Raw genomic sequence first — 23,491 nt, 5'->3', positions numbered from 1 at the left:
TCCCCGCTTATGGCGACCACTCGGAGCAAGATTCTGATCACCGGCGCGAGTTCAGGACTGGGCGAGGAGATGGCACGCCGCTTCGCGGCCATGGGCCGGGATCTCGCGCTCTGTGCGCGACGGGGCGAGCGGCTCGACGAGCTCCGCTCCGAACTCATGACGCAGCATCCCGGGATCACCGTGGCGGTGCGCGCCCTCGACGTCACCGATCACGATGCCGTGGTGACGGTGTTCGGCGAACTGCGCGACGAGTTGGGCGGCCTGGATCGAGTTGTCGTCAATGCCGGACTCGGCAAGGGTGCAAAAATCGGATCCGGTCGCGCGGACGCCAATCTGCAGACCGCGCGCACCAATTTCGTCGGTGCGCTGTCGCAGGCCGAGGCCGCGTTGGCGATATTCCGGGCCCAGAAGCACGGGCACCTGGTGTTCGTCTCGTCCATCAGCGCCGATCGGGGTCTGCCCGGTGCCAAGGCGACCTACTCGGCCAGCAAAGCGGCGGTGGCCTCTCTGGGAGAATCGTTGGCCACCGAGTTGGCTCGAACCGACATCGTCGTCACGACGCTGCTGCCGGGCTTCATCGCCACCGACATGTCGGCCGGCGCAGGTGACAGTGCTGCTCTCACAGCCACTCTGGACGAAGGCGTCACCGCGATGGTCCGTGCCATCGAAAGCGAAACGCGCCGCGCCGCGCTGCCCGGCCTGAAATGGCGAGGCATCGACGCGGCGCTGCGGTTCCTGCCGAACGTGCTGACGGATCGAATGGTCTGACTGCAGGAGTGGAGCCTGCGGAATGACCGGTTCGATGCAGGAGTGGAGCCTGCGGAATGACCCGGTTACTGCAGGAGTGGAGCCTGCGGAATGACCCGGATGTTACTGCAGGTATCCCTCAACCTGGTTGACGCTGTTGGCCGTCGCGGAGTCGGGGTCCTTGCCTGCGTCGATGCGTGCGCGGCGCTGCCGGAGCAGGTCCCAGCACTGATCGAGAGCGTGTTCGAGTGACGCGAGCTGCGCCTTTTCGGTGTCGGGGTCGATCTCCCCGGCCTGGGTGTCGGTGCGCAGCTTGTGCTCGGTGGCGATCAGCTGCTGAATCTTGGTGTGGATATCGTGCTCGTTCATGGCTGCAACGGTAGACCTACCAGGGTGTACCGGCCAGGTTTCGCCGCGCCAGAGCGCGGTGCACCGCTGCGGTGAGCTCTGCCGCCGATCCGACCAGCGCGTCGTCGGTGCACACCAGGGAGAGTGTGTAGCGCCCGTCCATCCGGGACAGGTAGGTCGACAGCCTGATCTTCGACAGCGGGATCGGTCCCGTCGGTGCGGGGTGGATCGCGCGGGTGGCCAGACCGCAGGATCGATGCGGCCCGAGGGTCGTCAGCGCATGCGGAATGTCGCCGATGTTGGAGCACAACACTTCTCCGCGCCCCGGCGTCGAGGTCAACTTCGCCGCAAGGCGGTGGGGGAGCAGTTGGACGACCTCGGGCGGGTACCCCGCGGGCGCTCCGACGGGCGCGGCGAAAGCAGCTTTGCACGCCGCGCGCACTGCCGCCGGTGAATCGTCTCCGCGAACGTCGACGGTGGCCATCCCGATCGAGTTCGCGTCGCCGGATCCGGTGCGGAAGGGGATGTCGACGGTCACCGTGGGTGAGCCGAGTTCTGCCATGGTCGCGGCGACGACGCACACGAACAACGAATTGGGTGAGCCACCACCGAGCTCGGCAGCCGAATCCCACTGCGCTGCATCGACGTCCACGACCACCGAGAAGGCCCGTCGAACACGGTGGGGGCGTGTGCGATCCGAGTCGGATGCCGTGAACGCGCGCAGCTCGGCCCGAGCCTTCGCGCTCACCCACAGTCGAGCGGTCGCGACGATCGACCGCACGAGCACGGTGACGATCATGCGCAGAGCGTCCGCCGCGTCCGAACCGGGGGAGGCGATCGGCTCGGTCTCTACCGAGCCTGAAAACGACTGTGCGGCAGCGTCGATGAGGCCACGGGCATCGGCGAGTGCATGCGAGCACACCAGCGATACGACGGTACCGCCGTCGGCCAGCGGAGCTGCCGTCAACCGCCAGCCCGGTCCGTATTGCGGATCCAACTGCACATCGGCCTGGTGGTCGGCCCACTCGATGGCGTCGTCGACCGGCTCGGAGGCGACGGTCAGCGGCAGCGAGGTGGAACAGACGTCCCATCGGAGCCGGGCACCGGGGATGCGAGGCACGCCGACCTGCCGACCCAGCTGCCCGCGTGCGAGCGCAGCGTGTACCCGTTCGAGTTCGTCCTGGGTCACCGACTCGGCAGTACGCCAAATGCCCTGCAGTGCAATCGGTGTGCCGTACCCGCGATGTGTGCGGAGAAAGATCTCGTCGATCACCGACAGGCGGGTCGAGATCACGGACTGGGGGTACCGTGTCGCCCCGCGCCCGAGGCGAACCGACTCGCTCCGGTGAGCGCGTCGGCGGTGATCGAGATGGCACCGTGCCGAAACTCGTTCTTCAGTGCGGCTTCCTCGTCGAGGCCGTCCTGCTCGAGGACGGACAGCCGGTCCTCGCGCATACAGGTCTGGGGCAGCAATGCCAGTTCGGCGGCCAGCGCCTCGGCCTCGGATCGGGCACGGCCGACCGGAACCACCCGGGTGATCAGACCGATGTCCAACGCCTCCTGGGCGGCCACGGCGCGTCCGGTGAGAATCATGTCCATCGCTCGCCCGGTACCGATGATGCGCGGCAATCGCACTGTGCCGCCGTCGATCAGAGGCACGCCCCAGCGCCGACAGAACACGCCGAACGTGGCGTCGTCCTCCGCGATGCGTAGGTCGCACCACAACGCGAGTTCGAGCCCGCCCGCGACGGCGTATCCCGACACCGCGGCGATGACCGGCTTGGACAACCGCATTCGCGTCGGGCCCATCGGACCGTCGCCGTGTTCGGTCGCGTGGTTCGACCTGGGTGTGCCGAGCGCCTTCAGGTCGGCACCCGAGCAGAAGGTCCCTCCTTCGCCCCACAACACGGCAACCGACGCGGATTCGTCGGCATCGAATTCCTCGAAGGCCTGGGTGAGTTCCTGAGCAGTGGGCCCGTCGACGGCGTTGCGTGCCTCCGGGCGTGAGAGGACCACGGTGGTGACGGGGCCTGATCGTTCGATCCGTACCGGCATGGTTACGAACCTACTCGAGTCCCCTTGCGTGAAGCACTGAATCAGTGCTTCAATCCTTCAATGCCCTACCGGCGAACACCCGCAGTGCAGGCCCGGCTCGATGCCGGCCGAACGAAACTGCTTGCTGCCGCAGTCGAGGTCCTGTCCACCAAGGGATACGCGGGCCTGTCGGTGGCCTCGGTCGCCGCTGCCGCCGGCGTGTCCGCGGGCAGCGTCTACACGCACTTCGACGGCAAATCCGACCTGGTCGTCGAGATCTTCAGGCAGGTCTGCACCCGTGAAGTGGCTGCGGTGGTCGCCGTCGCCGCACACGGCAGCACATCCGAGCGAGTCGCCGCGGTGGTGCAGACCTTCGCCGGGCGGGCCCTGAAGAACCGCACGATGGCCTACGCGCTGCTCGCCGAACCGGTCGATCCAGCAGTGGACGCCGAGCGGTTGGTGTTCCGGCGCAAATTCACCGCTGCGTTCTCCGACGCGATCGTGGCAGGAATCGCGGCCGGGGAAATTCCCGATCAGGACGCGGCGATCTCGGCCGCCGGCCTCGTGGGTGCCGTCGGCGAAGTGCTGGTCGGTCCGTTGTCCTCGCACGAGTCCGTGGACGTGGTCCCCGGTCTCGTCGCTTATTCGTTGCGTGCGTTAGGAGTTCGAGATGAACACACATGAGGTCTTCAATCAGGCGACCGACCTGACGCCCTACGACGTGTCCGACGACGCCTCGCTGCTGGACGGTCTCGACCGAGCCGGCGGCGGCTGGGCGCGCGACGAGGTCCGTCAATTGGGCGCTCTCGCAGGCGGAGTCGAGGCCCAGGAGTGGGGCAGGCTCGCGAACGAGAACCCACCGGTGCTCAGAACACACGATCGGTACGGCCATCGCGTCGACGAGGTCGAATTCCACCCGCACTGGCATGATCTGATGACCGTCGCGGTGCAGCACGGACTGCACGCCAGCCCGTGGACGGACGACCGAGTGGGTGCGCACGTGGCCCGCGCCGCGAAATTCTATGTATGGGGACAGGCCGAAGCAGGCCACATGTGCCCGATCTCGATGACCTACGCCGTCGTACCGGCGTTGCGGCACAACCCCTCTCTCGCCGCGCAGTTCGAGCCTCTGCTCGCGTCCCGGGAGTACGACTTCGGGCTGCGCGAACCGTCGAGCAAACGCGGACTGATCGCCGGTATGTCGATGACGGAGAAGCAAGGCGGATCGGACGTTCGCGCCAACACCACCACGGCCACCCCGTCGTCGGACGGCACCTATTCGATCGTCGGCCACAAATGGTTCACCTCGGCACCGATGTCGGACATGTTCCTGACGTTGGCTCAGGCACCCGGCGGGCTCTCGTGCTTCATGTTGCCGCGGGTGCTGCCCGACGGCACCCGTAACCGAATGATGCTGCAGCGCTTGAAGGACAAGCTCGGCAACAAATCCAACGCCTCGGGGGAACTGGAATACGACGGTGCGACCGGCTGGCTCGTCGGCGAGGAGGGCCGCGGGGTGCGCACCATCATCGAGATGGTGAACATGACCAGGTTGGACTGCGTCATCGGCTCTGCTGCCGGTATCCGCAATGCCACCGTCCGCGCGGTGCATCACGCACGTCACCGAGCTGCCTTCGGTGCGCAACTGATCGATCAGCCTCTGATGCGAAACGTATTGGCAGACTTGACCATCGAATCCGAAGCGGCGACCGCGGCCATGATCCGCCTGGCGCAGGCCACCGACGGTTCCGCTCGCGGCGACGAGCAGGAGAGCTCGCTGCGCCGAATTGCGTTGGCCATCACCAAGTACTGGGTGTGCAAACGCGCACCGGCCCACGCGGCCGAAGCACTCGAATGCCTGGGCGGCAACGGTTATGTCGAAGAATCGGGCATGCCTCGGTTGTTCCGCGAATCGCCATTGATGTCGATCTGGGAAGGGTCGGGCAACGTCGCCGCACTCGATTCCCTGCGTGCCTTGGCCCGTCAACCCGACAGTGTCGAGGCCTTCTTCGGTGAGATCGGCAAGGCGTCGGGTGTGGACTCTCGACTGGACGACGCCATCGCCCGCGTCGGGAAAGAACTCTCCGACACCTCCGACATGGAATACCGCGCCCGCCGCGTCGTCGAACTGATGGCACTGACCTTCCAAGGCGCACAGTTGGTGATGCACGGGAATTCCGCTGTTGCCGATGCTTTCTGCGCCAGTCGACTCGACCGAGACTGGGGCATCGCCTTCGGCACCCTGCCCGTCGGAGTCGATACCTCAGCGGTGTTGGCGCGGGTGTGATGCGGCTGATCTACGCCCCTCGTGGGAATTCGCACCGCCTGTAGGGTGCGCATATTCCTACGAGCGCCGTAGCTGTGGGGAGGGGTAGCTCGGCGTACCGTCCACTCGGCGGGCCGAGGAGCAACGCGCGCCGATAGGCAGCATCAAGCCGGTCGATGATGACGTGCGGAGTCGACAAGTCCCGCCAGTCGAATCTGAAGACGGTTCTGCCTTGCTCGGCGAGCCGGTTGTGGCGATTCTTCTCCGCGATGATTGCTTGCCGTGGCTGCGGACCGTACTTGTCTTCCCCATCGAACTCGGCGATCACCTCGGCCAGGTCGGGAAACAGGAAGTCGGTACGGGCGATGCGTCGACCGCCTTCGTCGAAGATCGTCTGATTGGACAGCGGAGTCGACACTGTCTGCAGGATCAGTCGCGATCGACTTTCGCCGACACTGTCGCTGCGCGCACTCATCGCGCTGACAGCACGTCTGGCGCGTCCGGCACCACTTCGGTGTTGCGCTGCGTCGCAATACTTCTCGAGTTCCTCGATCGTGGTGAGGCCGTGGCGCAATGCCCGATCACCGAGACACACCGCAACCTCGAGTGGATGAGTCCTGGCGACGTCGACGACTGTGCGCGCTGGGCCTGTGACACGCATACCGTCGAGATGAAGCCACTCGTCGTCCAGTAGATCGGTGCCGTGGAGGAACCGGCGTCGACTGCGCTTGCCCGAGTGGCCACGACGGTTGGTCATCGTCACCGTGTCGAGCGGCAAGTTCCACACGTCGAGTCCGAGAACCACTGCTGCGGATATATGGCTGAGTACGACGTCGTCGCCGGAATCGGCATAGGTCGCCTGAGCCAGGAGTGCATGCTGCTGCGCAGAGTCCAGTGTTGCGAACACATCCCCGCGTACGAACCAGCCTCTCCGGATTGCAACGATGGACTTGTGTGCGCGTGCCCGGCGAAGGTCGTCATCGGTGAAGCCCGACGCGAGCGCATCGGCACGGGTGAAGAGCCCGCGTTGGTCGAAGTCCATGCTCGATTGGACGCACGACCGACCTGTTTGGATCCGCCGAGCGGCAATCTACGGCCCGTCCGGGAATTCGCACCGCCTGCAGGGTGCGTAGATTCCTACCAGGGCCGTAGATCCACCGACCGACCTCAGGCCGACCGACCTCAGACCGAACGACCTCGCTGCGATCGGTACCAGCGCACCAGGGCGTCGGTGGATGAATCCGATTGCACGGCAGGGGCTTCGGCGTCGGTGAGTACCGGGGTCAGTTCGAGTGCCTGGGTCTTACCGAGTTCGACGCCCCACTGGTCGTAGGAGTCGACTCCCCAGATGACGCCTTCGACGAAGACCTGGTGTTCGTACAGGGCGATCAATTGTCCGACGACGGACGGGGTGAGTTTGGGGGCGAGGATCGAGGTGGACGGTCGGTTGCCCGGCATCACCTTGTGCGGCACCACATCTTCCGGTGTGTCCTCGGCGGCGATCTCCTCGGCCGTCTTGCCGAAGGCCAGCACCTTGGTCTGGGCAAAGAAGTTGCTCATCAGCAGGTCGTGCATCGAGCCGCTGCCGTCGCGGGTGGGCAGATCGTCGGTGGGCTCGGCGAAGCCGATGAAGTCGGCGGGCACCAAACGTGTTCCCTGGTGCAGCAATTGGTAGAAGGCATGCTGTCCGTTGGTGCCCGGTTCGCCCCAGAAGATTTCGCCGGTGGAGGTGGTGACGGGTGAGCCGTCGGCCTTGACGGACTTGCCGTTCGACTCCATCGTCAGCTGCTGCAGGTAGGCCGCAAAGCGCGAGAGGTCGTTCGAATACGGCAGCACCGCACGGGTTTCCGCGCCGAAGAAGTTGCTGTACCAGAGGCCGATGAGGCCTAGCAGGACCGGTGCGTTCTCGGCGAGAGGCGTCGACCGGAAGTGCTCGTCGATCCGGTGGAAGCCGTCGAGGAACTCGCCGAACGCTTCCTTGCCCACAACGGCCATGACCGACAATCCGATGGCCGAGTCCACGGAATAGCGTCCGCCCACCCAGTCCCAGAAGCCGAACATGTTGTCGGTGTCGATACCGAAGTCCGCGACGCGCTCGGCGTTGGTGGACACGGCGACGAAGTGCTTGGCCACGGCGTCTTCACCGAGCGCGTCGACGAGCCAGCGGCGGGCCGCGGTGGCGTTGGTCAGCGTCTCGAGGGTGGAGAACGTCTTGGAGGCGATGATGAACAGCGTCGACGCCGGGTCGAGTCCGTCGAGTGCGCCGACGAGATCGGCGGGGTCGACGTTCGAGACGAATTTCGCCGAGATCCCCGCGTCGGCGTAGTGACGGAGTGCGTTGTAGACCATGACCGGGCCCAGATCGGATCCACCGATGCCGATGTTGACGACGGTGGAGATCTTCTCGCCGGTGGCACCGACCCATTCGCCCGAACGCACGCGATCGGTGAATTCGCCCATGGCCGTGAGGACTTCGTGTACATCGGCGACGACGTCCTGGCCGTCGACGGTCAACGACGCGTCGGCGGGAAGGCGCAGCGCGGTGTGCAGAACAGCGCGATCCTCGGAGGTGTTGATGTGCTCGCCTGCGAACATGGCGTCGCGCTTGCCTTCGACGTCGGCGGTGCGGGCCAGTTCGATCAGCAGGGCGAGAGTCTCGCTGGTGACGCGGTGCTTGCTGTAGTCGATGTGAAGATCCGCGGCGGCGAGGGTGAAGGTGCGCCCTCGGTCGGCGTCATCGGCGAACAGAGTTCGGAGATGAGTATCGGCAATCTCGGAGTGGTGATCGGTCAGTTTCTGCCAGGCATCCGTGCCGGTGATATCGACGCTCATACGATCCAACAGTAATGCGGGCCGGTGCCGCGCGCGCGTCGTTTGTCGTTTGCGACGGGCCTTGCGGAGGCATCATGGACGGTATGGACCAACGTGCATTGATCGAATCGATTCCGGCAAAACTGTGGATCGGCGGTAAGGCCGTCGACGCCGAGGGCGGTAAGACGTTCGCGGTGAACGATCCGGCGACCGGCAAGCCCCTGACGGAGGTGGCCGACGCATCCCCGGCCGACGCGATGAAGGCCCTCGACGCGGCTGCTGCGGCGCAGAAGAGCTGGGCGGCAACACCTGCTCGTGAGCGCAGCGAGATCCTGCGGGCGGCGTTCGAGAAGGTCACCGAACGTGCCGACGACATCGCGCTGCTGATGACTCTGGAAATGGGCAAGGCCCTTGCGGAGTCGAAGGCCGAGGTGAAATACGGTGCGGAGTTCTTCCGGTGGTTCGCCGAGGAAGCGGTGCGCATCGGTGGTCGCTACACCCCGGCCCCGGCGGGCAACGGCCGTATTCTCGTGACCAAGGCTCCGGTCGGCCCGGTACTGGCGATCACCCCGTGGAATTTCCCGTTGGCGATGGGTACCAGGAAGATCGGCCCTGCCCTGGCCGCCGGTTGCACCATCGTGGTCAAGCCGGCCCGGGAGACCCCGCTGACGATGCTGCTGCTCGCGCAGATCTTCGACGAGGTGGGTCTACCGGAGGGCGTGCTCTCAGTGCTGACGACGTCGAAGTCCGGTGACGTCACCGGGCCGCTGCTCGAAGACCCGAGGCTCCGCAAACTCACCTTCACCGGATCCACCGGCGTCGGCAAATCGCTCGTCGAGAAGTCCGCGACGAGATTGCTGCGGACATCGATGGAACTCGGTGGCAATGCCCCGTTCGTCGTGTTCGACGACGCGAACATCGACGACGCAGTGGACGGCGCGATGCTGGCGAAGATGCGCAACGGCGGAGAGGCTTGCACAGCGGCGAACCGGCTGCACGTGCACAACAGCGTTCGTGAGGAGTTCACCACCAAGTTGGTGGCAAAGATGTCCGAGATGAAACTCGGACCCGGCGTCGACCCCGACACCAAGCTCGGCCCGCTGATCAACGCAGACCAGCTCGAGACCGTGCAGGAGCTCGTCGACGATGCAGTGGAGAAGGGTGCGACGGTAGCGCTCGGCGGTAGCGCACCGGGTGGCGACGGCTACTTCTACCCGGCGACCGTGCTCACCGACATGCCGACGTCGGCCCGCATTCTGAAGGAAGAAGTGTTCGGCCCGGTGGCCCCGATCGTCGGATTCGACACCGAACAGGAAGGAATCGACGCAGCCAACGCCACCGAGTACGGCCTGGCGTCGTACATCTACACCGAGAGCCTGGATCGCGCGCTACGAGTGGCCGACGCGATCGACAGCGGCATGGTGGGTGTCAACCGCGGAGTGATCTCGGACGCGGCAGCACCGTTCGGTGGAGTCAAAGAATCCGGATTCGGCCGTGAGGGCGGATCCGAGGGAATCGAGGAATACCTCGAGACCAAGTACATCGCACTGAAGTAGAGCATCGGTTGGGCGTGCATCCTGCGCGCCCAACCGGGGTTCGGTCAGTGGCCGAGGCGACCGCGGCCGAGGCGGAGCAGGAGCATGGCCAGCGTGTGGCCTTCCTGACCGAGGCTGCTGAAACGCTCGAGAACTTTCATCTCACGGCTGTGCACGAGGCGCGGGCCGCCGGACGCCATGCGGGTGCGTCCGATGATCTGCGAGACCTCGGAGCGACGCCGCACTGCCGCGAGGATCTCGGCGTCGAGACGGTCGATCTCCTGACGCAGGTCGTTGATCTCGGCTTCGCTGGAAGGCAATGCAGTCTCTGAATCGATCTTCGTCGTCATAGCCATCGTCTCTCCTCGGGTCACATCTTGGATCGTTGCGTCGTCCGGCACCGTTACGCCTTTCGTATTCGGAACTGCAGCGGCTGTCGGCTGGGTTTCGTCTCGAAGGACCGAGATCGACGAGATTCCCGCCGGGAAAGCTGGGGCGTTACGACTGTCGACAGGCTCCCGCTCGTCCGGCTGCGCAGTGGCCGATCCGACGCAAGCGATGACGCACGACTTTTTCGATCACCGATCCAGTGTGCCACGGGGTAACCGTCCTGAAAAGTCGGAGATGACGCCGACGACCACGGGATGTGGGTTTGTCGGTACGCGCCGGTAGCCTGGCCAGACGATGAACACATTCCTCCAGGGCCTCGAGTCCCGTAAGAACACCTCGTCCGACGCGCTGCTGGAGGGGCTCAATCCTCAGCAGCGCGAGGCCGTCGTGCACACGGGATCGCCGCTGCTCATCGTGGCCGGTGCAGGCTCGGGCAAGACAGCGGTGCTGACGCGTCGCATCGCGTATCTGCTCGCGGAGCGGGGGGTGTCGCCGGGGCAGGTCCTGGCGATCACGTTCACCAACAAGGCCGCCGCCGAGATGCGCGAGCGAGTGGCTGGTCTGGTGGGGCCGCGGGCGAACGCGATGTGGGTGTCGACGTTCCACTCCAGTTGCGTGCGCATCCTGCGCGCCCAGGCGGCATTGTTGCCGGGATTGAACTCCAACTTCTCGATCTACGACGCGGACGACTCACGCCGGTTGCTGACGATGATCTCCAAAGACCTGCAGATCGACACCAAGAAGTTCTCGGCTCGTCTGCTCTCGACGGCGATCTCCAACCTCAAGAACGAGCTGATCGGCCCGGACAAGGCCGCCGAGGACGCCGACGGCGACCCTGCCGAGCTGCCCCGACTCGTCGCGAAGGTCTACCGCATCTATCAGCAGCGTCTGCGCGCAGCCAACGCCATGGACTTCGACGACCTCATCGGCGAAACGGTGGGAATTCTGCAGGCCTTCCCGCAGGTGGCGCAGTACTACCGACGCCGGTTCCGGCACGTACTGGTCGACGAGTACCAGGACACCAACCACGCCCAGTACATGCTGGTTCGCGAACTCGTCGGCACGCCCGATGCAGACGGCGCGCTCGAGGGCACTGTCGCGCCGGGTGAACTCTGCGTGGTGGGTGACGCCGATCAGTCGATCTACGCATTCCGCGGCGCGACCATTCGCAACATCGAGGAGTTCGAACGCGACTACCCCGACGCTCGCACCATTCTGCTCGAGCAGAACTACCGATCGACGCAGAACATTCTGTCGGCGGCCAATGCCGTCATCTCGCGCAACATCGGACGGCGCGAGAAGAAGTTGTGGACCGACACCGGTGAAGGCGAACTGATCGTCGGGTACGTCGCCGACAACGAGCACGACGAGGCGTCGTTCGTCGCGTCGGAAATCGATCGTCTCGTCGACAGCGGGGATGTGCGTTTCGACGAGGTGGCGGTGTTCTACCGGACCAACAACTCCTCGCGCGCGCTCGAAGAGATCTTCATTCGTCTGGGTCTGCCGTACAAGGTCGTCGGCGGCGTCCGGTTCTACGAGCGCAAGGAGGTCCGCGACCTCGTTGCGTACCTGCGCGTGCTGTCCAACGAAGACGACACCGTCAGCATGCGGCGCATCCTCAATACCCCCCGACGCGGCATCGGAGACCGCGCCGAGGCGTGTGTGGCCGTGCACGCCGAGCAACGCGACATCAGCTTCTCGCGAGCGCTGCACGACGCGGCCGCGGGCAAGGTGGCGTTGCTCAACTCGCGGCAGCAGAAGTTGATCGCTCAGTTCATGGAACTGCTCGACGAGTTGCGTGCCGTACTGACGGCCACCGACGGAGACGGCAACGACATCGCCGATATCGGCGACGTGGTCGAAGCAGTTCTGGACCGCACCGGCTATCGCGCCGAGCTCGAGGCCAGTAGCGACCCGCAGGACGGTGCTCGCCTGGACAACCTCAACGAATTGGTCAGCGTCGCACGAGAGTTCACGTCCGAGGCGCGTAACCAGGCCGCAGTGGCCGAAGAGGCGCTCGAAACAGGTGACGACCGAAACGACGACGACGGCGGGGTCGACGGTCTGGCCGAGCCCGGTTCGTTGGCCGCGTTCCTCGAACGGGTTTCTCTGGTTGCCGATACCGATCAGATCCCCGACTCGGGCACCGGCGTCGTGACGTTGATGACGCTGCACACCGCCAAGGGGCTGGAATTTCCGGTCGTCTTCGTCACCGGGTGGGAGGACGGCCAGTTCCCGCACATGCGTGCGCTCGGTGATCCGAACGAGCTGTCCGAGGAACGACGCTTGGCGTACGTGGGCATCACTCGCGCGCGGCAGCGGCTCTATCTCACGCGCGCGATCATGAGGTCGGCGTGGGGTCAGCCCATCGCCAACCCGGAATCACGCTTCCTGCAAGAGGTTCCCCAACATCTGATCGACTGGCGTCGCGAAGACCCGGGCACCGGCGGCGGCCGCGCAATCGGCGGCGGTAGATCCGGCAGCTACGGATCGAACAGTTACGGCTCGGGCGGCGGTTACGGCTCGGGCAACTACGGCTCCGGTAGCTACGGCGGGTCGTCGAGTCGTAGCCAGAGTTCGTCTCCGAGCTTCGGTGCCGCGAAGGGCCGAAACTCCAATCTGGTTCTGGCCGTGGGTGATCGAGTCAGCCACGACAAGTATGGACTGGGTACGGTGCTCGAATCCACGGGTGCCGGAGTCAAGGCGATGGTGCTGATCGATTTCGGCTCGGCAGGTCGCGTCAAGATGATGCTCATCGGCGGCGTCCCGATGACCAAGCTGTAGAAGTCCCGACAACGCGAAAGCCGGGCCCTGCGAAAGCGGGGTCCGGCTTTGTTGTGAAGCGGTGGAGAAGGACTCAGTCCATTTCGGGTCCGAGGGAGATTCCTCGGGACGCGAGCCAGGGGAGGGGATCGATCTTGACCTCGCCCGGAAGGTGGACCTCGAAGTGCAGGTGCGGGCCGGTGGAGAAGCCACGGTTGCCCATGGTTGCGATCTGGTCGCCGGCCATGACGTCCTGGCCCACGGTGACTGTCGAGGTGTCGATGTGGCCGTAGACGGTGATCGTGCCGTCGGCGTGCTGCAGGCGAACCCACATTCCGAAGCCCGACGCGGGACCGGAATCGATCACTTTGCCGTCGGCGACGGCGTAGATGGGGGTTCCGATGGCATTGGCGACGTCGACGCCGGCATGCAGGACGCCCCATCGAGTGCCGAAGTTGGAGGTGTACGTGCCCTGAGCCGGGAGGGAGAACAGCGGGCGACGGGCCGCGGCTTCGCGTGCGGCCCGCTCTTCGCTGAAACGCTGGCCCTTGGCGAGCAGGTCGTTGAACTGGCTGAGGTCGACCGGTGCGGCGACGCTGAGGATCTGCGGTGCCTGCGAGGGAGTTGCGCTCGAAGCGTCGGCTACCGGCTCGTCGGCTTGCGGTGCGGTGGTGGCTGCGAGTGCTGCGGCGGCCGGTGCTTCACCCGCGGCGAGTGCGTACTCGGAGGTGGCGACTGCGGTGGGCGCATCGTCGTTGATGACGGCTTGCCCTGCGGCCACGACGGCACCGGCGGCCACGGCCAGCACGGCGGCGCGACCCTTCAGTGCAGTCGGAGGAACGGGGATGCGATGTGCTCCGCCGCGACGAGCCACGGGTGCGGCGTCTGCGGTGGTTGCGTAGGTCGTGACGACGGTCGGTGTCTCGTCGGCTGCTACTGCACCGGCGAAATCGGCTTCGACGTACTCGTACGTGGGGTAGGAATAGGCCTCGTATGCACTCGGCTCGGTGGTGGGCTCGTAGCTGTACACCGTGGTCGCGTCGTCCGCCGTCGGGCGAGAGAATCGGCTGGAAGTAAAGGACGCGCGGTGCTGCTGCAAGACCTACAACCTCCGATATCTGTGACCTGGCCGTTACTGAAAGACTCGGCAGACGGTAACGAAATGGTTGCGGCGCGCGCAAGTTAACAGCCGAAACCAGGGCAATATGTGAGATGGCTCACAGGGTGACCAGGGTTTATGTGGTGACACGCCACATCCGTAATCGGACACGAATGCGGCACGCACCGTGACCGACGGCTGGGGACGCGACCGAGCCGATACCGTCCTACGGGTGCCGACCCCCACCTTCGACGACTCGTCCGCCCACGGCTCCGACCGAGCCGAACCGCAACGTATCGCGCCGCAGGACGCCCGCGGCGGCGTGGAGGATCATTCGCCCACGTCGCGCATCGTCGTCGCCGTCGTGCTCGCTGTCGTCGCCGCACTGTGTGCCGCTGCAGCTCCGTTGATCGGCGTCGTCCAGGCCGTCGACGGTTCGCCGGTGGGCGACGGGGTCTCGTCGGCCGCTGTGCTGGCCGTTGCGCTCCCGGTCGTGGTGGCGGTTGCCGCCGCCGTCAGTGCTGCGATGCGACGCGTCGAATTCGGTGCCGCTCTGCTCGCAGGCTTCGGCGCGGTGACGCTCGGAATCGCGATCCTCGATCTCGCTGTGCTGTCCGATCCGATCGATGCGAACCGGCTCGAGCTGTTCCGTCCCCTGAGCGCCGCGATGCTCGACGCCACCCTCGGCTCTCATGTTCTGTTCGCCGGTCACGCTGCGTCGGTTCTGGCGGGTGCGGCGGGGTGGTCGGCAGTGCATCGCGCAGCGCTCGGTGACGGCTACGGCCATTCGGTCTACTCGGAGCATGTGGGACGGGCGACGGCGGGCCGGGTGGGTCCGCTGTTGTCGATCCTGCTCGGAGCGTTCGGTGTCGTGGCCGCCGCAGCGGCATTCGCCTCGCTGTACCGGTCGGCCGATCCGGTGGTGATCGTCTCGGCGGTGGTGGAGTCGCCGGTGTTCGTGGCGGTGGGGTCCGCGCTGGTCGGAATCGGCGCACTTGTGGTCACGGCCTCGGCGATGGCGTCGCTCTCGCCGGTGGTCGCGTCCGGTGCCGCCTTCGGCGCGGGTCTCGGGGTCCTCTCGTTCGCGGGTGTCGGTCTGCTCGCTGGAGTGGCTACTGGTGCTCGGATCGAGGCCGGCCTCGGGGCATACCTCGGCACCGTTGCCGGGCTCGGATTGACCGTCGGAGGCGCTGTACTCGCACCTATTGCCTCCGGCCGTGATCGCCGCGCTCTGGCGGCGGCGCGATCCGTCGGCGAGGGTGGTCGGGGTCCGCGCGGGGTCTCGGGGCCCGGCACCACGAGGTGGCATGCGGCAGCAGGCAGTGCGGGCGTAGTTGCCGGCGTACTGCTGGTGGTGGGGTCGCTGTTGCCGATTCTCGAAACCGACGCCGCAGGAACTGCGCCCACGATCCTGGCGACCCGCGTGGTGCTCATAGCGGGCTTCGTCTCGATTCTGGCCTCGGTGCCGCTGCTGTTCTCCGAGTTCGCTGCGGCGGCTCGTCCGTTCTTGTCCGTCTTCTGGCTCGCCGCGGTGTCGGCCGCGGCGGCCGTGTTGCAGTCGGTGGTGCTGGCCGAGGATCTCGCGGGCGTCGATACCGGGACGGGTGCTCTGCTGATCATCGCGGGCGTCGTGTTCGCGGCCGTCGCCGGACTGCTGGCCCTGTTCGCCGGATCGGCCGAGCGTGACGACGTCGACACGTCCGAGGATGCGGCCACTTACTTCCCGGTGCTGGGAACTGCGCTCGTCGGGGCCCTTCTACTGGCAGTCGGATTGGTCCTGCCCCTGTATCGAGGCAGAGATCTGACCGCGGCGACCATCACCGAGTTCCCGTGGGGTTGGGACACCTGGGGGCAGCTGCTGCTCGCTGTCGGCGTCGTCGTCGCCGCCCTCGTTGCCGCCCGGGCCCGCCCCGCGCGTGGCAGCGTTCTGCTCGCCGGTGCGGCCGTCGCGGGCGTCGTTCATCTCGCGTCGTGGCCACTGACGTCCGCTCGCGCAGCCGACCCGGAGATGGGACCCGGTGTGGTGCCATCGGTCGCCGGAATCGTCGTTCTCGGTGTCGCGGCGGCACTTTCGGCTCGTCGCACCGATCGGTGACGCCGGTTTCACTGCGGCCGCAGCGGTGAGATAGACCACATAGCATCCATGCGCCCGATGCGCCGTCGGGGCACCTGGATAAAGTCCATGCTCAGACCCGCTCACACCCCTGGAGCGGGCGTCAACGTAGACGAGACGGTGAGCTGATGGATCTCTTCGAATACCAGGCGAAGGAATTGTTCGCCAAGCATGGCGTACCCACCTCCGCCGGTCGTGTCACCGACACGGTCGCCGGAGCAACACAGATTGCCGAAGAAATCGGCAAGCCAGTAATGGTCAAGGCGCAGGTCAAGGTCGGCGGCCGCGGCAAGGCCGGCGGCGTCAAGTACTCCAAGGACGTCGCAGCAGCAACCGAGAACGCAGAAGCGATTCTCGGACTCGACATCAAGGGCCATGTCGTCAAGAAGCTTCTCGTCGCAGAAGCCTCCGACATCGCCGAGGAGTACTACATCTCCTTCTTGCTCGATCGCACCAACCGCACCTACCTCGCGATGTGTTCGGTCGAAGGTGGAGTCGAGATCGAGGTGACGGCGGAGGAGAACCCCGACGCACTCGCACGTATCCCCGTCGACGCAGTCAAGGGCGTCGACCTCGCGTTCGCTCGTGAGATCGCCGAGAAGGGCAAGCTGCCCGCCGAGGTGCTCGACGCCGCTGCGGTGACCATCCAGAAGCTGTGGGAGGTCTTCATCAACGAAGACGCTCTCCTGGTCGAGGTCAACCCGCTGGTTCGCACCCCCGACGATCAGATCCTCGCCCTCGACGGCAAGGTCACGCTCGACGCCAATGCAGACTTCCGCCAGCCCGGCCACGCCGAGTTCGAGGACAAGGACGCAGCCGATCCCCTCGAGGCCAAGGCCAAGGAGAACGACCTCAACTACGTCAAGCTCGACGGACAGGTCGGCATCATCGGAAACGGTGCCGGACTGGTCATGTCGACCCTCGACGTGGTCGCATACGCAGGCGAGGCACACGGCGGCGTCAAGCCGGCCAACTTCCTCGACATCGGCGGCGGCGCTTCGGCCGAGGTCATGGCCGCAGGCCTCGACGTCATCCTCGGTGACGAGCAGGTCAAGAGCGTGTTCGTCAACGTCTTCGGTGGCATCACCGCGTGTGACGCAGTGGCCAACGGCATCGTCGGCGCGCTGAAGAAGCTGGGCGACGACGCCAACAAGCCGCTGGTCGTCCGTCTCGACGGCAACAAGGTCGAAGAGGGCCGCAAGATTCTCGCCGACGCCGCGCACCCGCTGGTGACGCTCGCCGGAACCATGGACGAGGGCGCCGACAAGGCCGCCGAGCTGGCAGCGAAGTAGAGGAAACAATGTCTATCTTTCTGAACAAGGACAACAAGGTCATCGTCCAGGGCATCACCGGCGGCGAAGGCACCAAGCACACCGCCCTGATGCTCAAGGCCGGCACCCAGGTCGTCGGCGGCGTCAACGCACGCAAGGCCGGAACCACGGTCAAGCACGTCGACGCACAGGGCAACGACATCGAATTGCCGGTGTTCGCTTCGGTTTCCGAGGCCATGGCGAAGACCGGAGCCGACGTGTCCATCGCGTTCGTGCCGCCGGCATTCTCCAAGGACGCCATCGTCGAAGCGATCGACGCGGAGATCCCGCTGCTCGTCGTCATCACCGAGGGCATCCCCGTGCAGGACTCCGCATACGCGTGGGCCTACAACGTGGAGAAGGGCAAGAAGACCCGCATCATCGGGCCGAACTGCCCCGGAATCATCACTCCCGGTGAGGCATTGGTCGGCATCACGCCCGCCAACATCTCGGGAACCGGCCCCATCGGCCTGGTCTCCAAGAGTGGCACCCTGACCTACCAGATGATGTTCGAGCTCCGCGACTTCGGATTCTCGACGGCCATCGGCATCGGCGGCGACCCCGTCATCGGAACCACCCACATCGACGCCATCGAGGCGTTCGAGGCGGACCCCGACACCAAGATCATCGTCATGATCGGCGAGATCGGCGGCGACGCCGAAGAGCGTGCAGCCGACTACATCAAGGCCAACGTGACCAAGCCGGTCGTCGGCTACGTCGCAGGCTTCACCGCTCCCGAGGGCAAGACCATGGGCCACGCCGGCGCCATCGTCTCCGGCTCGCTGGGAACGGCACAGGCGAAGAAGGACGCACTCGAGGCCGCAGGCGTCAAGGTCGGCAAGACGCCGTCCGAGACCGCTGCCCTCGCGCGCGAAATCCTGGAATCGCTGTCTGTGAAGTAACTTTCACTACGCGAAAGCCCGCCACCGATTCGGTGGCGGGCTTTTTCGTGCCCCAATCCCTTGTGCGCGTTTTGCGTACCTGAAGGTACGCAAAACGCGCACGACGTATGGGCAGCGCTATTCGGTCTCGAACTTGTCCACTCGCCACAGGACGAACACTGTCATCGCTCCGAACAGCGCCGCCGCGAGTGCGTAGTAGAGCGATTCGAAAGTTCCTGCAGCCCAGGCCAGGACGATTGCGGACATCAGAAACAACGCGACTTTGAAGTACTCGAACCTCTTGCGTGTCATGTCTTGCCCTCCCGTTCGACGATGTCGCTCCCCATTCTTCCTGAAAAGTGTTGTGTTGCATAGTAATTGAAATTCACAATAAAGGTAAAGGGGAGTCAATAGCTAAAGTAACGACATCATGTCACAATCTCTGTGACACCGTTCGGGGAGGGCTGATGTCGGAATTTCTGCACCGTCTGTATCGACAGGGGTGGCACGCGGACCCGGCTGTACGACCGGTCGGCCGGTTGATGATCGCGGCCATGGTGGTCTCGTGTCTGTATGCACTCGCCTCGGTGGCGCTGGCGAAGTCGCTGGCGGATTTCCAGATGCATCGACAGGGCATGGACGACGGCTCCCTTCCGGCCTCGGCGAAAGCGATCGTCTACGGGGCCTACTCGCTGCGGGTGATCACTGCGGTCAGCCTGATCTTCGGCTACTCGTATCTTGTCCAGCGACTCTCCAGGCGCAGTCCATCCGAACATCGGCTCTTGTTGAGCTGGAGCATCTTCGGAGTTGCTGCCTACTCCTACCTGATCTTCACCCCGAATCTTCCGTGGACCCACGTGGTGCAAGCGATTCAAATGGTCATCCTGCTGGCGGTCGCAGTGCTGCTGTTCACGCCTCGTGTGCGGGCCTACTTCGCGGGCGCGTCGGTGGACTAGATTGGCCCCGTGCACAACATCTTCACCACCGCTTTCGTGACGGTCCATCGGCTCTACATCAACAAGGTCGAGCGAAAGGGCCGCACTGCAGCGGAGGTCGACGAGATCGTCCGGTGGTTCACCGGATTCGACCAAGCCACCCTGGATCGACATCTCGAGGCCGAGACGACATTCGAGGACTTCTTCGCGGCGGCGAACCTGAACCCGAACGCGATACTGATCACCGGAGTTGTCTGCGGCATCCGCGTCGAGAATGTCGAAGATCCCCTGATGAAGAAAATCCGATTGCTGGACAAGCTGATCGACGAGTTGGCCAAGGGCAAGAAGATGGAGAAAATTCTGCGTGGGTGATCCCGTTAGAATCACGCTGAATCGAACTGTGGTCATTGCTTCGACGCGGGACTTCACTGTGCGTCATGACAACTACCGAAAATCGTGCACTCGCCAAGAACTGGCCCGACGCTCCGACCACTGCCGCCGGATGGATTTCCCGCGCAGGTGAGGTAGCGCAGCTTCTCGCTGTCGACGCCGTTGCCCGTGACAAGGGTCGTGAGCTTCCGTCCGCAGAGGTTCAGTTGCTCAAGGACGCCGGGCTCGTCACGCTGCTCGGTCCCGTCGAGCACGGTGGCGGCGGCCAGGATTGGCCCACGGCCTACCAGGTGATTCGCACCGTCTCGAAGGCCGATGGCTCGATCGGTCAGCTGCTGGGCTACCACCTTCTCTGGTTCTGGGCCGCGCGTCTGGTCGGTACCCCCGAGCAGATCGAGGCCGTCGAAGCCGATGCCACGAAGAACAAGTGGTTCTTCGGCGGTGCTGTCAATCCCCGCGACAACGACGTGTCGGTCACCGACGAGGGCGACACCATCGTGTTCGACGGTTCCAAGACGTTCTCCACCGGCAGTCGTGTCTCGGACGTGACCGTGCTCGAAGGTGCGCTCGAGGGCAGCACCGATCACGTGTTCGCAATCGTGCCGTCGAACATCGAGGGTCTGTCCTTCCATGACGATTGGGACAACATCGGCCAGCGTCAGACCGAAAGTGGCAGTGTCACGATCGACAAGGTTCGCGTCGACTGGGCAAGTGCAGCGGGGTTCGTGGACAAGGTGTTTCAGCCCCGCGTCTACAACACCCTCAACGTGCCGACCATTCAGTTGGTGTTCGTCAACTTCTACCTCGGAATCGCGAGGGGTGCTCTCGAGGAGGCCGCGTCGTACACCAAGGACAAGACTCGCGCGTGGCTGCACAGCACGGTGGACAAGGCCGTCGACGAGCCGTACATCATCGACATCTACGGCGATCTGACTGCCAAACTGTGGGCCGTCGAAGCGCTGGCCGACGCAGTGGCGTTGGAAGGCCAGAAGATTCACGACAACGCGTGGAACGTCACCGCCGAGGAGCGCGGTGACCACGAGGTCCGGGTGGCCGCAGTCAAGGCTCGCGCCACCGACGTCTCGCTCGAGATCACCTCGACCGTGTTCGAGGCCCTCGGTGCCCGCGCCACGGCCAGCAAGTACGGGTTCGATCGCTTCTGGCGCAACGTCCGTACCCACACCCTGCACGATCCGGTTGCCTACAAGCGACGCGAAGTCGGCCGCTGGGTGCTCACCGGTGAGCTGCCCGAGCCCACCTGGTACTCGTAATCCCGACATTTTCGGCCCCGATCCGACCCCCGATTTCCGGATGAATGTGCCATCCACGCCATCTGAGTGCGTGGGTGGCACATTCATCCGACAAAGGATGACGCACACATGAGCACCGAAAAAATCGCCGACGCAATCAAGTTCGCATACTGGGTTCCCAATGTTTCGGGTGGCCTGGTCACCAGTACCATCGAGCAACGGACCAGTTGGGACTACGAGTACAACAAGAAGCTGGCGCAGACCGCCGAGAACAACGGCTTCGAGTATGCCCTCAGTCAGGTCCGTTACGAGGCGAGCTACGGGGCCGAGTTCCAGCACGAGTCGACGAGCTTCTCGCTCGCGTTGCTGTTGGCCACCGAACGTCTGAAAGTCATTGCCGCCGTGCATCCCGGGCTCTGGCAGCCTGCCGTGTTGGCCAAGCTGGGAGCGACGGCAGACCACCTCTCGAACGGCCGTTTTGCGGTCAACGTCGTCAGTGGCTGGTTCAAGGACGAATTCACCCACCTCGGTGAGCCGTGGCTCGAGCACGACGAAAGATACCGTCGCAGCGCCGAATTCCTGCAGGTGCTGCGCAAGATCTGGACCGAGGACGACGTGGATTTCCGGGGCGACTTCTATCGGATCCACGATTTCACGCTCAAGCCCAAGCCGCTCAACACCCCGGAACGGCCCAATCCTGAACTCTTCCAGGGTGGTAACTCGTCCGCCGCGCAGGAGAATGCCGGCCGGTACTCGGATTGGTACTTCAGTAACGGCAAGGATTTCGACGGCGTCACCGAGCAGCTCGACAACCTGCGTCGGGTCGCGCGCGATCACCGACGTGAGGTCAAGTTCGGGCTCAACGGCTTCATCATCGCGCGAGACAGCGAGAAGGAAGCGCGAGATACGTTGCGAGAGATCATCGACAAGGCCAACAAGCGTGCCGTCGAGGGTTTCAGAGGTGCGGTGCAGCAGGCGGGCAATTCGACGGCCGACAAGAAGGGGATGTGGGCCGACTCGACGTTCGAGGACCTCGTTCAGTACAACGACGGGTTCAAGACGCAGTTGATCGGCACCCCGGAGCAGGTTGCCGAACGCATCGTCGCCTACCGACGCCTCGGCGTCGACCTCGTTCTCGGTGGCTTCCTGCACTTTCAGGAGGAAATCGAATACTTCGGAGCGAAGGTGCTGCCGCTGGTGCGGGAGCTCGAAGCGGCCGAATCGAACGACCACGAGTTGGTCACGTCCCACTGACCTGGAGTTCCTCGAGCGGTCGGGTCCGTGCAGTAGCGTGAGATCTCGGACCCGACCGACCTGGGTACGGCACTATCAGGATGAGGAGACGCGATGACCTACTCGCCCGGCAGCCCTGACAACGGGGGCTCCAACTCTGGTGGCTACGGCGGAGGCGGACCGTCCTACGGCCCCCCGTCCACGCCGAATCAGTCCACGCCGAATCAGCCGTCGTCGGGTGCCTACCCCCAGTCGGGTCAGAACCAGCCGTTCCACCAGCCGTCGGTATCCAACCCGTTCGGCCCGCCCGTGCCAGGAACCTCCGCACCGAGCGGGTCCGCGCCGGGCACGTCCGGGCACTCGACGAAGTCGTCCGGTGCCGGGCTCGCACAACTGCCGAAGATCCTGACCTTCGTGGTGCTCGGTCTCGGTATCGTCAACTTCCTGCTCGGCCTGCTCGATTTCGTCACCGCCGAAGTGTCGTCGTCCGAGCAACTGCCCAGCGGCATCCAGACCTCGTTCAGCACCAACTTCTTCGAGTCCGGCGGAAGTGCGGCGTCGATCGCGTTCCTGCTCGCCGCCGGTCTGATCGCAGGTGCGTCGCTGCTGCAGAAAGACGCCCGGAACCAGGCCGTGATCGCGGCACTGGCCATCGCCGGATTCCTGGTGCTCGTCTTCCAGTCGTTCAGCCTGCCCAGTGCCGAGGGCAACGAGTTCGCCAGCACCAGCAGTTCGCTCGGAATCGGCGCGATCCTGGTACTCGTGTTGGGCTTCGTGCAGGCAGCGGCCGCTGTGGTTGCGCTGCTGCTCGATGCAGGCATCGTCAAGGCCCCGGCACCCAAGCAGTCCGGCTTCGGGAACCAGGGTCAGCAGTCCGGTTACGGCCAGCAGAATCCGTACAACGCGCCGACGACGTCGTTCGGTGGACCGTCCGGACCGCAGAACTACAGCAACCCGCCGGCCTACGGTCAGGCCCCGTCGAACACGGCAGGCTCGTCGAATTTCGGACAGGCGCCGAGTGGACAGGCGTCCGGCCAGCATTCCTACGGTCCCGGCGCACAATCGCCGTACGGCAATCAGCCTGCGCCCAACACCGCACCGCAGGGCGGCTACTCACCGCCGCCGTACACCGGTCCGAGCGGTCCGCCCGCCGGCCAGGCGTACCCGCCGAACCAGTACCCGTACGGCGGCCAGCCGTCCGGCTACGGTCAGCCGTCGAGCACACCCGACGAGTCCGAATCGGGCGCACAGTCGACGCCGTACGGCGCGCCGACTCAGTCGTTCGGTGCCACTCCCGCGGAAGACGACAACAAGCGCGACTGATTTCGCACGTCACACTCGACTTCGCGGCGCGCCTGACCGGCGTGCCGCGTCGTTGATGCGAAT

General features: G+C 65.0%; 21 protein-coding genes. 13 read left to right on the top strand and 8 right to left on the bottom strand.

Annotated elements, in window-relative coordinates; genetic code table 11:
* The first annotated feature begins 9 nt into the window (after positions 1-9).
* The gene (locus CH268_RS24360; RefSeq protein WP_032365940.1) at positions 10-768 is read left to right on the top strand and encodes an SDR family oxidoreductase; all 759 of its coding nucleotides are present in this window, start codon (positions 10-12) and stop codon (positions 766-768) included.
* Between the two features lie 102 nt (positions 769-870).
* Here the strand turns inward: CH268_RS24360 and CH268_RS24355 are convergent, their stop codons facing one another.
* The 3 genes from CH268_RS24355 to CH268_RS24345 are packed head-to-tail and all read right to left on the bottom strand — an operon-like array spanning position 871 to position 3,150.
* Entirely contained in the window at positions 871-1,116 is a 246-nt protein-coding gene (locus CH268_RS24355) for a DUF2630 family protein (RefSeq protein WP_027496002.1), read from the bottom strand.
* A gap of 16 nt (positions 1,117-1,132) precedes the next feature.
* Positions 1,133-2,389, bottom strand: a complete 1,257-nt coding sequence (locus CH268_RS24350) for a hypothetical protein (protein WP_094666128.1) — start codon at positions 2,387-2,389, stop codon at positions 1,133-1,135.
* The gene (locus CH268_RS24345) at positions 2,386-3,150 is read right to left on the bottom strand and encodes a crotonase/enoyl-CoA hydratase family protein (protein WP_027496004.1); all 765 of its coding nucleotides are present in this window, start codon (positions 3,148-3,150) and stop codon (positions 2,386-2,388) included. Before CH268_RS24345 ends, CH268_RS24350 begins: the two co-directional genes overlap by 4 nt.
* A 60-nt stretch (positions 3,151-3,210) precedes the next feature.
* Between CH268_RS24345 and CH268_RS24340 the strand changes: the two genes are divergently transcribed.
* Both CH268_RS24340 and CH268_RS24335 read left to right on the top strand, forming a co-directional pair.
* On the top strand, positions 3,211-3,813 hold the full coding sequence (locus CH268_RS24340) for a TetR/AcrR family transcriptional regulator (RefSeq protein ID WP_094666127.1): 603 nt from the start codon (positions 3,211-3,213) through the stop codon (positions 3,811-3,813).
* Positions 3,800-5,416, top strand: coding sequence for an acyl-CoA dehydrogenase family protein (locus CH268_RS24335; protein WP_094666126.1), 1,617 nt, complete (start codon positions 3,800-3,802; stop codon positions 5,414-5,416). The genes CH268_RS24340 and CH268_RS24335 overlap by 14 nt, the downstream gene beginning before the upstream one ends.
* A 10-nt stretch (positions 5,417-5,426) precedes the next feature.
* Here the strand turns inward: CH268_RS24335 and CH268_RS24330 are convergent, their stop codons facing one another.
* Together CH268_RS24330 and pgi are read right to left on the bottom strand one after the other, a co-directional pair.
* Complete coding sequence (locus CH268_RS24330; RefSeq protein ID WP_094666125.1) at positions 5,427-6,437, bottom strand: type IV toxin-antitoxin system AbiEi family antitoxin domain-containing protein; 1,011 nt, start codon at positions 6,435-6,437, stop codon at positions 5,427-5,429.
* A 140-nt stretch (positions 6,438-6,577) separates the two neighbouring features.
* Positions 6,578-8,227, bottom strand: a complete 1,650-nt coding sequence (gene pgi / locus CH268_RS24325) for a glucose-6-phosphate isomerase (RefSeq protein WP_094666124.1) — start codon at positions 8,225-8,227, stop codon at positions 6,578-6,580.
* A gap of 83 nt (positions 8,228-8,310) precedes the next feature.
* On the opposite strand from pgi, the gene CH268_RS24320 reads away from it, so the two are divergent.
* On the top strand, positions 8,311-9,762 hold the full coding sequence (locus tag CH268_RS24320; protein WP_032385838.1) for an NAD-dependent succinate-semialdehyde dehydrogenase: 1,452 nt from the start codon (positions 8,311-8,313) through the stop codon (positions 9,760-9,762).
* A 44-nt stretch (positions 9,763-9,806) separates the two neighbouring features.
* On the opposite strand, the gene CH268_RS24315 is transcribed toward CH268_RS24320, so the two are convergent.
* Positions 9,807-10,097, bottom strand: a complete 291-nt coding sequence (locus tag CH268_RS24315; protein ID WP_027496010.1) for a chorismate mutase — start codon at positions 10,095-10,097, stop codon at positions 9,807-9,809.
* Positions 10,098-10,425: 328 nt separating this feature from the next.
* Here CH268_RS24315 and pcrA point away from each other — a divergent pair, with 328 nt between their 5' ends.
* Positions 10,426-12,915, top strand: a complete 2,490-nt coding sequence (gene pcrA / locus CH268_RS24310) for a DNA helicase PcrA (protein WP_032385697.1) — start codon at positions 10,426-10,428, stop codon at positions 12,913-12,915.
* Positions 12,916-12,988: 73 nt separating this feature from the next.
* On the opposite strand, the gene CH268_RS24305 is transcribed toward pcrA, so the two are convergent.
* The gene (locus CH268_RS24305) at positions 12,989-13,993 is read right to left on the bottom strand and encodes a M23 family metallopeptidase (protein WP_032365931.1); all 1,005 of its coding nucleotides are present in this window, start codon (positions 13,991-13,993) and stop codon (positions 12,989-12,991) included.
* 232 nt (positions 13,994-14,225) lie between these two features.
* Here CH268_RS24305 and CH268_RS24300 point away from each other — a divergent pair, with 232 nt between their 5' ends.
* From CH268_RS24300 to sucD, 3 genes are all read left to right on the top strand, one after another.
* The gene (locus CH268_RS24300) at positions 14,226-16,088 is read left to right on the top strand and encodes a hypothetical protein (RefSeq protein WP_141215191.1); all 1,863 of its coding nucleotides are present in this window, start codon (positions 14,226-14,228) and stop codon (positions 16,086-16,088) included.
* A gap of 146 nt (positions 16,089-16,234) precedes the next feature.
* Positions 16,235-17,398, top strand: coding sequence for an ADP-forming succinate--CoA ligase subunit beta (gene sucC / locus CH268_RS24295; protein WP_027496014.1), 1,164 nt, complete (start codon positions 16,235-16,237; stop codon positions 17,396-17,398).
* Between the two features lie 8 nt (positions 17,399-17,406).
* On the top strand, positions 17,407-18,318 hold the full coding sequence (gene sucD, locus CH268_RS24290) for a succinate--CoA ligase subunit alpha (protein WP_094666122.1): 912 nt from the start codon (positions 17,407-17,409) through the stop codon (positions 18,316-18,318).
* Positions 18,319-18,435: 117 nt separating this feature from the next.
* Here sucD and CH268_RS28010 read toward each other — a convergent pair whose 3' ends face one another.
* On the bottom strand, positions 18,436-18,609 hold the full coding sequence (locus CH268_RS28010; RefSeq protein ID WP_155288490.1) for a hypothetical protein: 174 nt from the start codon (positions 18,607-18,609) through the stop codon (positions 18,436-18,438).
* A gap of 155 nt (positions 18,610-18,764) precedes the next feature.
* Here CH268_RS28010 and CH268_RS24285 point away from each other — a divergent pair, with 155 nt between their 5' ends.
* The 5 genes from CH268_RS24285 (at position 18,765) to CH268_RS24265 (ending at position 23,428) form a co-directional block, all read left to right on the top strand.
* The gene (locus CH268_RS24285; RefSeq protein WP_094666121.1) at positions 18,765-19,253 is read left to right on the top strand and encodes a hypothetical protein; all 489 of its coding nucleotides are present in this window, start codon (positions 18,765-18,767) and stop codon (positions 19,251-19,253) included.
* A gap of 9 nt (positions 19,254-19,262) precedes the next feature.
* Positions 19,263-19,604, top strand: coding sequence for a DUF2200 domain-containing protein (locus tag CH268_RS24280; RefSeq protein ID WP_094666120.1), 342 nt, complete (start codon positions 19,263-19,265; stop codon positions 19,602-19,604).
* A 65-nt stretch (positions 19,605-19,669) separates the two neighbouring features.
* On the top strand, positions 19,670-20,893 hold the full coding sequence (locus CH268_RS24275) for an acyl-CoA dehydrogenase family protein (RefSeq protein ID WP_032381723.1): 1,224 nt from the start codon (positions 19,670-19,672) through the stop codon (positions 20,891-20,893).
* A 108-nt stretch (positions 20,894-21,001) separates the two neighbouring features.
* Positions 21,002-22,126 (top strand): dimethylsulfone monooxygenase SfnG, encoded by a 1,125-nt coding sequence (gene sfnG / locus CH268_RS24270; protein WP_094666119.1) that lies wholly within the window; start codon positions 21,002-21,004, stop codon positions 22,124-22,126.
* Positions 22,127-22,219: 93 nt separating this feature from the next.
* The gene (locus tag CH268_RS24265; protein WP_094666118.1) at positions 22,220-23,428 is read left to right on the top strand and encodes a DUF5336 domain-containing protein; all 1,209 of its coding nucleotides are present in this window, start codon (positions 22,220-22,222) and stop codon (positions 23,426-23,428) included.
* Positions 23,429-23,491: the final 63 nt, after the last annotated feature.

The sequence above is a fragment of the Rhodococcus sp. 06-1460-1B genome (assembly GCF_002258475.1).
Classification (GTDB): domain Bacteria; phylum Actinomycetota; class Actinomycetes; order Mycobacteriales; family Mycobacteriaceae; genus Rhodococcoides; species Rhodococcoides fascians.
This window is presented reverse-complemented; position numbering and strand designations above follow the sequence as displayed.